This window comes from Okeania sp. SIO3B5 (assembly GCF_010692555.1).
Taxonomy (GTDB): domain Bacteria; phylum Cyanobacteriota; class Cyanobacteriia; order Cyanobacteriales; family Microcoleaceae; genus Okeania.
In genome coordinates this window covers 1-15,269 of sequence record NZ_JAAHHG010000227.1, presented here as the reverse complement: position 1 = coordinate 15,269, position 15,269 = coordinate 1, and the positions used below count along the sequence as shown (strand labels likewise).

General features: G+C 37.1%; 11 protein-coding genes. 2 read left to right on the top strand and 9 right to left on the bottom strand.

Annotation, left to right across the window (positions count from 1 at the left end; genetic code table 11):
- The 4 genes from F6K54_RS25170 to F6K54_RS25155 all read right to left on the bottom strand — a co-directional run.
- Positions 1–95: helix-turn-helix domain-containing protein (locus tag F6K54_RS25170; RefSeq protein WP_293083510.1), on the bottom strand; the 95-nt coding region annotated here is incomplete at its 3' end.
- A gap of 400 nt (positions 96–495) precedes the next feature.
- Positions 496–732: an IS200/IS605 family accessory protein TnpB-related protein gene (locus F6K54_RS25165; protein ID WP_293083508.1), complete on the bottom strand. Its 237-nt coding sequence runs from the start codon at positions 730–732 to the stop codon at positions 496–498.
- Positions 733–760: 28 nt separating this feature from the next.
- The gene (locus F6K54_RS25160; protein WP_293083506.1) at positions 761–1,066 is read right to left on the bottom strand and encodes a transposase; all 306 of its coding nucleotides are present in this window, start codon (positions 1,064–1,066) and stop codon (positions 761–763) included.
- A gap of 113 nt (positions 1,067–1,179) precedes the next feature.
- On the bottom strand, positions 1,180–1,485 hold the full coding sequence (locus F6K54_RS25155) for a transposase (protein WP_293083505.1): 306 nt from the start codon (positions 1,483–1,485) through the stop codon (positions 1,180–1,182).
- A gap of 487 nt (positions 1,486–1,972) precedes the next feature.
- Between F6K54_RS25155 and F6K54_RS25150 the strand changes: the two genes are divergently transcribed.
- The gene (locus F6K54_RS25150) at positions 1,973–3,733 is read left to right on the top strand and encodes a GspE/PulE family protein (RefSeq protein WP_293083502.1); all 1,761 of its coding nucleotides are present in this window, start codon (positions 1,973–1,975) and stop codon (positions 3,731–3,733) included.
- Between the two features lie 358 nt (positions 3,734–4,091).
- On the opposite strand, the gene F6K54_RS25145 is transcribed toward F6K54_RS25150, so the two are convergent.
- The 5 genes from F6K54_RS25145 to F6K54_RS25125 all read right to left on the bottom strand — a co-directional run bounded on the left by F6K54_RS25145 (position 4,092) and on the right by F6K54_RS25125 (position 13,678).
- Positions 4,092–4,520, bottom strand: coding sequence for a phosphomannose isomerase type II C-terminal cupin domain (locus F6K54_RS25145; RefSeq protein WP_293083499.1), 429 nt, complete (start codon positions 4,518–4,520; stop codon positions 4,092–4,094).
- A gap of 490 nt (positions 4,521–5,010) precedes the next feature.
- Complete coding sequence (locus F6K54_RS25140; RefSeq protein ID WP_293083497.1) at positions 5,011–8,151, bottom strand: CHAT domain-containing tetratricopeptide repeat protein; 3,141 nt, start codon at positions 8,149–8,151, stop codon at positions 5,011–5,013.
- A gap of 225 nt (positions 8,152–8,376) precedes the next feature.
- Complete coding sequence (locus tag F6K54_RS25135) at positions 8,377–9,144, bottom strand: DUF928 domain-containing protein (protein WP_293083494.1); 768 nt, start codon at positions 9,142–9,144, stop codon at positions 8,377–8,379.
- A gap of 70 nt (positions 9,145–9,214) precedes the next feature.
- On the bottom strand, positions 9,215–11,608 hold the full coding sequence (locus F6K54_RS25130; protein ID WP_293083492.1) for a CHASE2 domain-containing protein: 2,394 nt from the start codon (positions 11,606–11,608) through the stop codon (positions 9,215–9,217).
- Positions 11,609–12,376: 768 nt separating this feature from the next.
- Positions 12,377–13,678: an AAA-like domain-containing protein gene (locus F6K54_RS25125; RefSeq protein WP_293083489.1), complete on the bottom strand. Its 1,302-nt coding sequence runs from the start codon at positions 13,676–13,678 to the stop codon at positions 12,377–12,379.
- A gap of 1,053 nt (positions 13,679–14,731) precedes the next feature.
- Here F6K54_RS25125 and F6K54_RS25120 point away from each other — a divergent pair.
- On the top strand, positions 14,732–14,926 hold the full coding sequence (locus tag F6K54_RS25120; protein ID WP_293083486.1) for a hypothetical protein: 195 nt from the start codon (positions 14,732–14,734) through the stop codon (positions 14,924–14,926).
- Positions 14,927–15,269: the final 343 nt, after the last annotated feature.

Genomic DNA, 15,269 nt, shown 5'->3' with positions numbered 1-15,269 from the left:
TTGTAGACTAAACGTACACAGCCCAAAGTTCTCAAGAGCCGACTTTCCTGCTCCGGAGTTGGGTAAAATCTAAATTTGTACGCTTTTTCAACCATCTACTACCTACTTTTCAACATTTACATTCTAAACAGATTATTCGTAAAACCGCTCTTATTGATTGGCATTCCCATCCCTTCGCTCCCCTACGGGAGAGCGCGGGTATAAATGCCAACGTTGAGATAAATTCAGTTCTATACCGTACGAACTAAACTGTAGAAAATCGATCTGAGCTTAATATCTTGATATTGGATTAACCAATACTGGCGCTCTCGGCACAGCTCACTATTCCCTCGGCTGTAAATGCCTCTGGGAATTTCTTATCTTATATCTGAAGACTGCCATTAACATCGGCATTAATGACTATACCAGTTCCACTTCTGAATAAGCCACGCTTGACTCGTTTACCTACATAGAATTCAATAGCATATTGGTTCTTCTAAGTCAATAGCAGATGTTTTACTCGTGTAACAATCTTGCTGTTTCAATGACTTTGATCCCAACCAGTTGACATTTATAAGTTATCTGTTGAATTAGCTTTGAGTGGGGTATTTGGGTAAAGTTTTGATTGTTTTTTTTACCGATGTTTGCACCTTGTTTCCAGTTATCATTTTTTCCAATAACAAGAGAACCAATATTATTTGTGGTTAAGTACTCAACCACTAATTTACTGGTGTTATGCAGATAATTCTCCACAAAACGATTTCTATGATAACTTAATGCTTCAATATATCCGACTGGTTTTTCTGTTGCCTTTGAGGTGACTTTGGTACTTAGCTTTACGCTTGTTATATAGTTGATTGACGCTTTTTAGTGGCTTCCCGTTAATCAGCAGTGGTTTGGCACCAGGCTTATTTGTAGATAGAGCTACTAACCGGTCAATTCCTAAGTCTATTCCGGCTACATATGTTGAATGTATTTGTGGCTGATTCGTTTTTTCATAGACTACTTCAATTATATAGCAGCTAGTAGCAGGTACTATCCTGACTTCGATTACAGTATCCACAACTACAGGTATGCATGATTTCACTCATGGATAAGTGACAAATACCATCTAAAAGAGGGGCTTTATAGACTGATTCCTTTGAATATATAACTACATTTCTACCTTTGGTTTTGTCCTTATACTTTGGTATTTTAGGTTTACCTAAAAACTTCCCTGGATGTGCGTGACCATTCTTTTATAGCTTGAAAATAACCACGCCAAGTTGCAACTAGGCATTTTATTATTTGTTTTGATACTTTAGTTGGTAATGCTCTGTAGGCATCGCTATTTTTGGTGGCGTGGTATAACTTGGTTAAATCTAGACTTTTTCCACACTTGAAAAAATGCTGACGACAATAATAGTTAGCCAGGTTGTACAAGTTTTTTGACTTAAAGGCTAACTCATCACACACCCGCCAATACTGATGTGTTCGGTTAATAATATGTCTGTCAACAAGTCGCATTCACCCGAATCAAATTCATCTTAAGTTATTACCTGTTTAATATTACAACACTTTCCTACAAATAGCAACTACGCTTTTACAATTTTCATTCAACAGTTAATCACCCCCTTTAAAAAGTAAAAATATATCTGAAAAGAAGAGAAGCACGAGACTGGTTTAAGATATTCTATTATACAACATTCATGCCGTTTTTAAACAATAAATTATTTGTATAAATATATACAGAAATTCAAGTCTTAGTTAAAACAATAGTTATCGATTTATTATATTAAGTTTATGTTATTTTTAAGCTTTCTAGTTCCCTATAATCTTTCACTTTTTCCAGAATATTTTCTACCAAACCTTTTTCAAGACTCCTGCACAAGACCAAAACCATAAAAGGGTTTTCATTTAATCACAACAGTGTTAGTCTCAGAAGTTGGAGGAGAACAAAAAATATTTTCTACTTCATGCAATATGATTAATAATCATTTCTAATTAATTGACTATGACTACATCAACTTCTGTTCTATCAGCTTGGCAGCTATTAAGAAATCGTGAAATAACTTGCCAACAAGCATTGGAAAATTTAGTAGATAAACGAGGAATAGTAAATCTACAACTACTTGATAAAGAAGTAGCATATCGTTTCTTTAGAGAATTTCCAGATCGAAAAGAATTACCACCAGTTATTCCCCTACTTTTATGGCGTAACTGTTATTACTTAGCCTCCCCTATAGAAATATGTGCTGATGAAATGAAAAATATGAGCGATCGTACTTTTTCTGACATCAAAATTATTTTTATCGCAGAAAAAAGCTATAGCGCCTGGTATCATAGAGAAAAAATAGACCCCCACTCTATTTCTGGAAATCAGTTAATTAATCCTTTAACTGGAGAGCTAGAAGAAGAAGATGTCAGTGCCACCACAGAATTATATCTTTCCCAAGCAGCAGACCAAATTGGTCGAATAAAAACAATCATTTCCGGTGCTTTGCGTAACCGTGCTAGTGACATCCATCTTGAACCAACTGGAAATGGTCTACGAGTACGTTACCGTATTGATGGCATCCTCAGAAATATTACTACCTTACCAGCAGATATTGGTCGTCGAGTAGTAGTTGCTATCAAGGTCATGTGTAATATGGATATCGCTGAAAGTAGATGTCCTCAAGATGGGAGAATTAGCGAACAATATGTAGGAGAGGATGATTCTAATATAGGACTAGATTTACGAGTCAGTACCCTTCCCTGCGTTGGTGGAGAAAAAGCTGTAATTAGGTTACTAACTTCCAAAAATCCTTTTTCTAGTTTGGATAAATTGGGATTTTCTGAGCGGAGTTTGAATGTCTACAAAAGTTGGTTGCATCAACCACAGGGAATAATTATTTTTACAGGTCCTACTGGTTCTGGGAAAACAAGCACCCTATACACCAGTTTGTTATCAGTAGCAACAGAAAACGTTAATGTAGTTACTGTTGAAGATCCAGTAGAATATGTATTACCTGGAATTACTCAAACTCAGGTAAATGAAAGAGCAGGAATGACTTTTGCCGCTGGCCTACGGGCAATTTTGCGTCAAGACCCTGATATTATTATGATGGGAGAAATACGCGATCGCGAAACGGCAGATACAGCAGTAAGAGCTGCATTAACTGGTCACTTAGTCTTGACTACTCTCCATACTAATGATGCCATAGGGGCAATTCCTCGATTAAAGGATATCGGTCTCGATCCTGCTTTAATGAGTGATGCACTATTGGGTATTGTTGCACAAAGATTAGTGCGAAAAATTTGTCCCCATTGTGGAGAAGCTTATACTCCCACAAAAGCTGATTTACAAATATTAGGTTTAGAGCAGCCACAAGTATTACCTTCTATGAGTTTTGCTGTTAGCAAAAGTCTATCTGCTTATGCTCCTGCTTTGAATAATGGTAATGGGAGGCAAACTATATCTGCTGTTACTCCGAGTATAGAACATGAAATTCAGGGAAAATGGCGTATTGGTCGGGGTTGCTCTAATTGTTTTAATTCTGGCTATTCTGGTAGAGAAGCAATTGTAGAATTATTGGATGTAGACGAACGGGTTCGCGAGTTAATTTATGAAGGTACGATAACTCAGTTACATCGTTATTTGAAGCAAAATGGTTTTGTTTCTTTCCAAACTGCTGCCGTTGAAAAAGTAACTCAGGGGATAACTACAGTCGAAGAAGTGCAGCGTGTTTTGCCACGGAGTGCTTTATATACTCACAATTTTGCCAAAGGTTAAGGGGAGTAAGGGAGTGGGGGAGTGGGGGAGTAGGGGAGTAGGGAAAATAGAAAGATTTACTGTTGAAGCACTCATGATAAGTTTTTCATCACGCTCTTATCCGGACATGATATAAATGGTGAAAATTATGTAGTGCGGGCATCTTGCCCGCGTGGGTGTACCTTATAACAATGGGAAGTGCTGTCATTTCAGTTATCAGTTATCAGTACCTCTGCAATAAGGAGGCTTGAAATATAGAGTATCCTCTTTTTTTTATCCTCTTAAAAGGGGAGGCTTTAGACCACTATTTTGCGGTAAATAGCAAAGCTCACCCTTCTGCCTTCTGCCTTTCTTAGTAAAAACTGCTATGAGCGATCGCCTACTTTGAAGATACTTTTTTATCAGATTCTGGAAAACGAGTAATATCATCTTCCCCAAGATATTCCCCATTTTGAATTTCAATCATTACTAGAGGAATTGTACCAGGATTTTCTACACGATGTGCTGTATTTGGTGGAACATAAGTTGATTGTTTTTGCAAGAGCAAATGTTCTGTACCATCAAAAACGACTTTAGCAGTACCAGAAACCACAATCCAATGTTCACTACGATGATAGTGCATTTGGGTGGTAATATAATGTTTCGGTTTGACTTCTATACGATTAATTTTATAACGTGGACCTTCTTCCAACATCGTGACTGTACCCCAAGGTGGTGTTCTAGTAGGATGTTCATTTTGACTTGATACCTTAGCTTCAGAATCTACAACTGGGGTTGAAGACTTTTGATTATTTTGTGTTTCACTCATAAATTTTTTTGGTATTAGATCAAATAACAATATACTTTGACATTTTACTACAAAATGCAAAAAAAAATCTAAATATGAGGGTAGGAGTCATTTCAGTTATCAGTTATCAGTTATCAGTTATCAGTTCCTCTGGCTGTTTGCGCAGCATTCCGCAGGAAAACCAGAGGCTTGAAATACTGAAATTTATTTTTTTTTATCCCCTTGAAAGGGGAGGCTTGAGACCTTATTTTTTGGTCAGGAGGAATGGGAGTTATAAATGTAGGGACGTTGCATGCAACGTCCCTACCAGGTTGGATAAAGATTGTTTATTACAGTTATTTAATGAGACATAACATTATGTCCGGTTGAATACTTACACTTTAGAGTCAGGAAGGCAGGAGGCAGGAGGCAGGAGGGAAGAAAAGGTTAGAAGGGAAAAAGGTTTTTTATCACTGATTATCCGGACATGATATAACATTACTTCTAAATTCTGAATTCTAAATTCTAAATTCTAAATTCCCATCCCTTCCCATTCTCCCGAAGGCATAAACGATGCCCAATAATAGGGATGTTGATAAATACGATCGCCCAACATCCCTAACTGCACCTGTCGTAACGCCTCGGAACGCCCCTCCTGATTATTCAACACCCGCTGATAATAGTCGATCATCAACTGTTTGGTCTCAAAATCAGCTACTACCCATAGACTAATTAGTTGACTTTCACTACCAGCAATACCTAACGCTCGACGCAACCCATATACTCCTTCTCCTACTTTCGCTTCTCCTACTCCTGTCTCACAAGCAGACAATACTACTAATTTAGTACCTGTTAAGTTCAAATTTGCAATTTCCAAGGCTGTCATTATCCCATCTTCTGTACCACTTTGCCGAATATTTGCACCTGCTAAAGCTATACCGGAACGCAGTAGTAGGTTTTCTACTGGTGCATATAGTAATCCTTGAATACCCAAATCAGACTCAAGTATAAAATTATCTCTGCTCGAATCTAAAGGAGGGGAAGTTTCTTCATCTTTGGGTTCGCGAAAGAAACCGTGGGTAGCAATATGCAGTATTTCTGGAGATTTTACTTGTTTGATAGCGTTTTCCGTAGCTTCTTGTCCCGTTAACAAAATCTCGTTTGGCAACATTTCTGCAATAGCTTTTCCTTCTGCTTCGATTTTATATAAGGGGCCGAACTTCAAGTTGTCTATATCTGGAGAGCGTTGGTTGCTGCTGCGGTTATTATTGGTGGCAAGTGGCTCTGAAGTCGGTTTACCTGGTTTATCGTAGATGGGAGCTGCAACTATCATAGGTGGTTGTTTACTGGGGAAGTCTAGGTCAAGACGGATCAGGTCTCGTCCGCTCGTGAGGTAGGTGATGGTATAATTTTCGACTAGGTATTGGTTGTTTTCATCTACCAGAGCAGCAAAGGGAACGAGGTTTAGTTGGGAGTCTGGGGAGAGGAGGATGTGTTTGGCGTTGCCGAGTTTTTGGCGGATGGATGCCATGACTAATTTATCTAAGGTGCGGGCGCTTGCTTTGGTTTCGGCAATTTTTTTTTCTCTGAATTCTCGATCTATTCTTAATCTGCTTTGTTTGTCTTGCTCTAAGAATAAAGTATTGCGAAATGCGGTGATCGCTTTGTGGATGGGTTCTGCTGCTCCCAGGTCTACCCATTGGGGTGCGCCTGTGGAATGGAGGATGTAGGCTGCATAGTGGGGTTTTCCAAATCTTTCCCCTGGTTTAGCTTTAGCATCAGCAGGTTTGTACTGCATTATTTCTACTAATGCTGCATCAGTAGGAATTAATTTTTGTACTGCTTCAATAGTTACTGGCTGAGAAATTTTCCTGAATTCTACACTGGCAAGAGAAAGGTCTGCTTCTAATTTTTCTGCTTTACGTTTGAGGATGTTTAATTGTTGACGGTATTCTGGGGTATTATTGTCAGTTTTTTTGTAATACAGATTTGCTAGTTGAGTGTAAGTGCTAGTCAGGTCATCAAGGAGTTTTTGATTGTCTGGGGTGAGGTTGTTGCGGATGGCTTGGAGGGAGTCAGTAGTGAAGTCGAGAATACGACCCTTTTGCCGGAGGATGGTTCTGAGAGCGAGGTTACCTGCTTTTTGGTTAGTAGGTGCGTATTGGAGGTGTAGGGATATTGCGATGTAAGTTGTAGGTGAGAGCTTTCTCACGGCAGCTTGTTTTTGGCTTTCCGAACCTGTGGCGAGGAAGGAAGTGAGGGCGATTTCTTGTACTTTCATTCCCTGGGTAAGATATTCGATAGCACTGGTTGTGTTTCCTTGGGCAAGATACAATAATGACTGGTTGCTAAAGCTAGTAGCAACGTCTGGATAGTCACTTCCTAATGCTTTGTCTAATATTGCCCTTGACCTTTGGAATAGGGGTAAAGCCTCTGTGTAGTTCCCTTGATCACGGTATAGTACTGCCAGGTTGTTGAGGCTGGCAGCAACCCATGGATGGTCAGTTCCTAATGCTTTTTCATAGATTGCCAGAGACTTTTGGAATAGAGGTAAAGCTTCTGTATAGTTGCCTTGAAGACTGTACAGTTCTGCCTGGTTGCTGAGGCTGGCAGCAACATTTGGATGGTCAGGTCCTAATGCTTTTTCATAGATTGCCCTTGACCTTTGGAATAGGAGTAAGGCTTCTGTGTACTTCCCTTGAAGACTGTACAGTGCTGCCTGGTTGTTGAGGCTAGAAGCAATGTTGGGATGGTCAGGTCCTAATGCTTTCTCGAATATTGCCTCTGACCTTTGAAATAGGGGTAAGGCTTCCGTGTACTTCCCTTGGACTTGGTAGAACAATGCCAAATTATTGAGGCTTTGGGCAAGGTCTGGATGGTTAGGTCCTAATGCTTTTTCATAGATTGCCAGAGACCTTTGAAATAGAGGTAAAGCTTTCGTGTACTTCCCTTGAAGACTGTACAGTTCTGCCTGGTTGTTGAGGCTGGTGGCGACGGCTGGATCGTTAGCTCCTAATACTTTCTCGAATATTGCCAAAGACTTTTGGAATAGGGGTAAAGCTTCTGTGTAGTTCCCTTGGACACGGTAAAGTTCTGCCAAGTTGTTGAGAATGGTGGCGACCTCTGGATGGTTAGGTCCTAATGCTTTTTCATAGATTGCTCTTGACCTTTGGAATAGGGGTAAAGCTTCTGTGTAGTTCCCTTGGACACGGTAAATTTCTGCCTGGTTGCTGAGGCTTTTGGCAACCCATGGATGGTTGATTCCTAATGTTTTCTCAAATATTGCCAAAGACTTTTGGAATAGAGGTAAGGCTTCTGTGTAGTTCCCTTGGTAATAATGCTGCATACCTAGTTCATTAATAATTACGGCAGTAACAGAGTTTTCAGAAGCACCTGCATTTTCTACAACAACTAAGGCACTTTCTAATCGTGGGATAGCTTGACTATATTTTCCCTCTTCCGATAACTGCTGTGCCTCTTGGAGAAGTAAAACAAATTGCATTGCTTCCTCTATTTCCAGAGACTCAGCAAGAATTAGAGCAAATTCCACTTGTTCCTGCATTTCCACAGACTTTTGCGCTATTACAGCAGGTTTAATTTCCTTTGCTACTGGAGTAACTATCCCCACCAATAACAAAGCACCAGCAATAACAGCAAAATACTTACTTTTCATAATTTTATTTTACTCCTGAAAAAAACTTGAATTCTACCAATTAGGTAGGCATAAACAATTAGTAAAATCGAGATTACTGTGAAATTAATGAAACAATAAAGACTGCTTCCCTCCACTCCCTCACAGTTCAGTAGGGTGCGTTAATGAAATGTAACGCACCACATACCCCATATATTTCGCTCAGTTACGGCTAGCGCCTTTTCATGTGGCGCAGCGAAACACATTCTACTGACCGCCAACATCACAACAATCTTGAATCGGTTCTGAAGTCAAATCATAGTTCTCAAAACGAATATATTTTTGCTGCAATAAACTATTCCATTTAGTCTTGATCGCTACATCATCAGGATTACTCCGACGCAAGTTTCCTAACTCCGTAATAGTCTCATGCCACAAACCATTTTCGGCATAAATATCTATCTTTTCCATCACAGTTGTAGCCGAATTTAACCGACTGCTCAAACTATCGTTAGCTTTATTCCTTGCCACCACTCCATCAGCAAGCAAATCCTTAGTTCCATCTCCACAGTTAAAAACAAATAACCAACGATATTCTTTTCCTACCATTAAAGGTGGTGCAGCAGGAGGTAACTTCAAACTAATAATTCCCCGTTCTGACTCAACATTAAAGTTAGTCTGATAAATTTTGTCCTCAGTTTTATCATCTATCAAAGTGAAATCAATAGACTTGCTATAACCGGGAATATACAACCAAAAAGTAGGATGACTCGCTAAAGTGTATCCGAAGTTCTTCTGAGGAACGAGAGCTAAAAGAGGCTTGTCCATTTGAGGACATAATTCAGGAGAATTATTAGGATCGCGCCCCCCTCCATCTCCTCTATTCCCCGGTCTATCTTCTGGCGGGACTTCAAATTCGCTATCGTCTGAAGAGCTATTTTCATCTTTTTTATTCATTAATTTGTCATATTGAGTCACCCCTACCGATAACCCTAAGACACAAACAATAGAAATAATAACTTGTTTATATCTCATAAATTTCCTTCCCGAAAAAAACTTTTTGTAAGTAATACCATTATAAACCTGAATTATTAAGCCCTGATTTTTAATCCCCCTCACCCTTCCTTGGAAAGGGCAGTGAGTTCAACTGATAACTGATAACTGAAATAGCAACATTCACAATTAATACTAAAATAGACGGCACTAAAGGAACCACAATACCCAGATTCAAAACAAACAAACTAACAAAGTATAAAACAATAATATTTTCTACAGTAAATAATAACAAATAAAAACCTCGTAAAAAATGCCTGCTTACCACACAAATCAAAATAGACAAAGCCAAAATCCACAACCATTCTACCTGCCAACTCCAAAAAGTAATTAAAGGTCTTCCATCTAAAACAGCACTAATAATTTGACTCACCTGATGTGCGTGTAAAATAACCCCAGACATTTGCTTTTGATTAGGAAGCTGAACCTGACTATAAGGAGTAGAAAACTTGTCACCAGCAGCAGGGTCTGTAATCCCAATCAGGACAATTTTATCCTTTACTAAATAATCATTAATTTCCCCATTCAAAACATCAGAAATAGTAATTGTTTTAGCTACTTGTTTTGAGTTTCTATAATTAAGTAAAATTTGAAACCCACCATCATCAAAATTTTGGTAAATACCTTCTCCTTTCCTCAGTCGCTTCAAAATAACACCACCAATTATAACATTTCCTTCCGGAGTATTTTCTGGTTTAATTCCTTTAATTGCTAAAAAATCTAAAGCCACCCTAGCACTTAATGAATAACCTGTTTGACAAGGGTCTTTCTCTTCGGTACCCATAAACATTAAATGGCGACGGACAATTTTAAATTGACCATTATCAAGAGCTAAATCAGTAAAACCTAAACGTTCTTTTGGCACTCCTTCAGGAGGTATAGTACCAGGTTTATTAGGGCGATATTCACTGGTACTACAAACAGCAATTATTTTCTGATTATTAGCCAAAATATTTAATAACCTTCGATAATTAGCTTCAGATTCTAAAGGTTTCTCCCGCCATAAATCTAAACCAATAATTGCAGGTTGAAAAGCATCTATTTTAGTTATTACTTCAGCCAAAATTTCATCCTTTAAAACATTACCAATACCAAATTTGTTAATATCTGCTTGTGTAGCTTCAACAATTAAAATATTAGAGTCTGGCTTTTCTGGAAGTCGCGATCGCATTAATAAATCGAACTGATTTAACTCCAATGGTTGGAGCCAACCTAAAGCTCTAATACCAATTACTCCGACCGATAATAAACCAGCAATAGCAAAGGTCATACTCCATCTTTTAGGTTTAGGCAAATCCAGATTATTTTCTAAATTTACCAACTGTTCCTTAACCCAATTTTTATTAAAAATTCTCTGATAAATCTTATTAAAAACAATCAATTTATCTTGTTTTTTCAGAACTATACCTGACAACTTTAAAGACATTTGTACTTGACTATTATTAAACTTAACTTTTCCCCGCTTGAGGATTGTTTGATATAACCTCAGTAATTCAACATCATTAAGTAAATAATCCCGTATATATTTTAAATGAATAGGATTATCTTTATCCTCCCAAGAAGTCAAAATATGTTCTTGTACTAACTTACCAATATTTGGTCGAGGGCTATCTCGATCATCAACAACAATTTGACAAAGTTTCTGAGTTAAAAAAGGCTGACCACCAGTCCAATCAAAAACTTTTCGTAAAACAACATCCGGCTTTTCTACATAACCTTCTAATCCCTGAGTTAAATGTTCCTTTGCGTCTGCAAAAGTTAATTCAGTCAACTCAATTCCATAGCCAACATTAAAAGGAGTATGCCTTCTATTTTTAATTAAATCCCCTGGAGTAACCGCACCGAAAAACCCAAAAATTAGTCGATGATAATCAGAATTTTTATTCTCAGCCCGGCGATTATAACAAGAACGGATAAAACCCAAAAATTCATCTTTAAAATAACATTTTCCCAGAGTATCAATTTCGTCTAGAAAAATATATATTTTCTGATTTGGAAAATTCCTAAATAAAATTTCTTCCAGAAAAAGTTTCCAACGTTGAAGATTACTTGAGTTTCGATGAGTAGCTATCCATTCTTGAAAATTGTTACTATTTTCCAAGTCACATTTATCAAATAGTTCCGTTAAAAAACCGTCATACCAAGATTCTTTAGGTATGGAAAAATCAGATAACATACTCATGTCAATTGAGATACATTGACAACCTTGAGAACTTAATTTATCTATAATTCTTACCCGCAAACTAGACTTACCCATTTGACGAGAATTAAATACATAACAATATTCTCCTTCTAGGAGTTTTTCTAATAGTTCTGTATCTTGTTTTCTCTCTACATAAGTGGGGTCATCTACTGATAAACTTCCTCCAGTAGAGCGATAAATCATATTATTAATGGATAATGGATAATGGATAATTGATAATTGAAATACGGCTTCTCTACTCAACTCATTTAACTACATATATAGGCATTGCATAATTGCGGGATGATTTTGTCACAGAGCAGAAACCATAATCCCCGTGTCCCCGTGTCCCCGTGTCCCCGTGTCAGGCGAAATCATCCCAGTATTCAGCAACGCCCATATATATAGGTCTGGTAGTGGACTGTTTCATCTTAAATGTTGCAATAGATGTAGGTTGGGTTGAGGGAGCGAAACCCAACAACAATCTTTCTCCCCTACTCCCCTACTCCCCTACTCCCTAATGCACTATTTTAGGTGAAACAATCCAGTAGGGTGCGTTAGGCCCTAGCCGTAACGCACCATTATTAATTCAAAAATAAAATAAGGAATTAATTACCAAATAATCTCTGAGGTGAGTTACGCACCATTATTAATTCAAAATAAAATAAGGAATTAAGAGGTTGTCTGAGAAGTCCCTTATGCTACATCCAAGCCCCCTAAATCCCCCAAAATTGGGGGACTTTTAGAAGCAAATTGACTCTTGTTCCCCCCAAAGTTGGGGGGCTAGGGGGGCAAAATTCAGTATCAAAAAACTTTTCATAATTCCTCTAATTACTAAGTAATCTCTGAGGTGAGTTAGGCTTTCCTGAAAAACTACCCCGAGAAAGCCTTCAAAGTCCCCCTTTTTAAGGGGGATTTAGGGGGATCATAGATGTACCTAATTAAACAGAAAAATTCTATAAGCGATAATTTTTTTTTGTTTTTAGTAGGGCTTTAATTATAGATATATTGGTTGCTAATTACCACTTTCAACTAACCTAAAAATTCCCCAAAATATTTTCGATACAACTCACAACGAACCTCAGCTTTATTACCTTGAATTGTAATTAATCCCATAGCTTCCAACTGACGTATCTCTCGATTTTTATCAGCAAAACTAACTGGAGAATTAGCCTTTAATATTTCCTGAAAAACTGTTTTAATCTTCGACCTCTTTCCCATAGTTTCCAAATGCCTACTTAAATGGTCTCGATAAATTCCACTGTCAGTAGGAGCCTCCTTTAAAAACTTTTCAATCGTCAATTCTTCTTGAGACATTTTATATAAAGCTAACCTAATCAAATAAGGATGTCCTCCCACCATAGACATTAAATCAGTCACTATTTTAGGGTCAAGTTGATGTAAAAGTATTAATCGAATTACCTCTTCTTTTTCAAACTCCTTTAACTCTATCGGTAAACCCACATTAAAAGGAGATTGATAAATATCTAACGTGCCGTGATATTCCGTAGAATAAGCAATTACCATCCGTAAATTTCCCCAAATTTTGACATTATTACTTTCCTCATACCAATGTCTTAACATCGCAAAAAAATCTTTAGATATATCTGGATATTGGAAAATTTCATCCACTTCATCTAATATTAAAACCAAATTTTTCTGTAACTTCAGTAATAGTGCCTTTAAATCCTTAGTACAAGAAATTTTAGCATTATTATCATCCCAATCAGGCCCCTCTGGAACATCTGGAAACCGACTTTTGAGATTTTTATTAAACCCTTTGATAAAGTTATTAACACTGCTGATATTTGAATCTTCAATCAAAAGATTAAACTTCAGATACTGAGAAATATAATTATTTTCATTTGCTTTACTTTGTATCTTTTTAATCAGAGAAGTTTTACCCATTTTCTTCGGTGCTTTTATCCTGACTAAAGAACCAGGTCTTTCTATTTCTTGGTAACATTGAGACTCAACAGAACAACGTCGAATCTGATAACGTTCTATATAAAAAGGCGAGTCTGGTTCTTCAGGTTTGTCTGGCATAAAAACTGGATAAAAACCATAATGTTTGATTAACTCTTTATCAACCACATCAGGTTTATATTGGCTAAATATCTTAACTAAATATTCTTTCCAATCCAAACTAGATTCTGAATAGTTAAATTTATGAGCGATCGCCTTTAACTTTCTTCCTACATTAGGTTGGTCATATCCTACTGACTTAGCAATTGCTTGTTGTGTTATATCCTTATCGGATAAGTACAACTCCAGTATTTTTTTTTCAACTTCTAGTAAAGTACGATAAATGTAGTCAAATTGTCCTTTTTCCATAGATAGATAGTTTTTTATTCAAGTTTAATTTCCCTGGGAATTGTTCAACAATTAATAATTAATAATTACCCCTTCTTTTCAAGGAAAGGATTGACGCGGTAGGGAAAATTTTTCTTCTTTCTCAATTTCAAAGGTTGCTTTTACCTTCCCCAAAATTAATAGCTGATAACGCAGTTCCAACCATAGGAGGCTAGCTAATAGCCGACAGCTGTTTGCGCAGGATTCCGCAGGAAATGCTTACAGGTATTGAGATGAAAAAAAACAACACAAATTTATAGTATCAATCAACAAAAACTGATAGTATTGAAACGTAAGTATTCAGCCGTCAGCCATCAGCTATTGCTTTTAGTTAACGATAAAAGCTTTATTAATTCTCTTACTAAAAAAGTTGGCTTCCTTGCCCTTAAAGTCTATATTAATTTAAACAGTTTCCTATATGAGAGAGTATTGTTGCTGAAGTCCGCAGTTCCTCCGGAGGAGGCTAGCTGACAGCTAATAGCTGTTTGCGCAGCATTCCGCAGGAAATGCTTACATTGAAACTATAGTAGCTGATACGTTTTTATATCAAGCCTCATTAATTAGCCATAATAAATTAGCTATTTTTAGTCATCTTTAGATGACTTCTGCTTTGAGCCAAGAAATTTATTTCTTGGCGGATGACATGGCTCGTCAAGGCTCTTGATATTTGACTTTTTACAGCAGATTCCAAGTATATGAAGTACAGATATTAAGAATTAAATCTTCCCAGTGCGAGCATCTTGCCCGCGATGGGTGTACCTCACGCTTGGTGGAATCTGCTGTAAGTATAAGTTTTCTTATACTGAATATAAAAATACTTCTGAATAATTAGTAAAATATGCAGAAACTTGCATAAAAAATTATGTTTTTGTTCTGAATATGCAAAAAAAAACATACTGACTAGACTAGAGTATTTTTGTCAGGTCTTTCAATATAAAATATGCTATTAAAATTCTATTTATAAATATCAAAGATACCCTGTTTAAATTGTAGTTGTAAGTAAACAAGGTTGACATAACAACTATTTTAATTCAGATGAAAAAAACTTTCAAAATCACCCTATTTTTCAGTATTTGTATCTTAGGTTCTACGTCTTCTTTATGTGAAATATTAGGAGGATATCTTTTTGAAAAAATTGCTGATTGTATAGTATTTAATGAATGTCCGCAATCAAGAAATATTGAACCCGTTATTCGTAGACCTCCAGCAGAACAAGCGGTGAGAGATTAATATAATAATATCAATAACTACAACTACCAAACAGCTTGGAAATCTTTATCTCCCCTTTCAAAAAATACTGTTGTTGAAAATCCTTTGGTGACAGAAGAAAGCGATCTCAAGATGCCAAAAACAAAATCTAGTAGGGGCGATTCGCGTTTGCGGAGCATGACCTAGGAAATCGCCCCTACAGATGGTGTATAATACCAATTTGAAAAAAGAATGTTACGAATAGTAAGAGCGATAAAAAGACTTTACATGAGATGTCCCTTTGACAAAAAAGATAATTTACGCCCTAAAAAATGGTATTAAAGCCATCCATTCTGACTCCTGACTCCTGACTCCTGACTCCTAA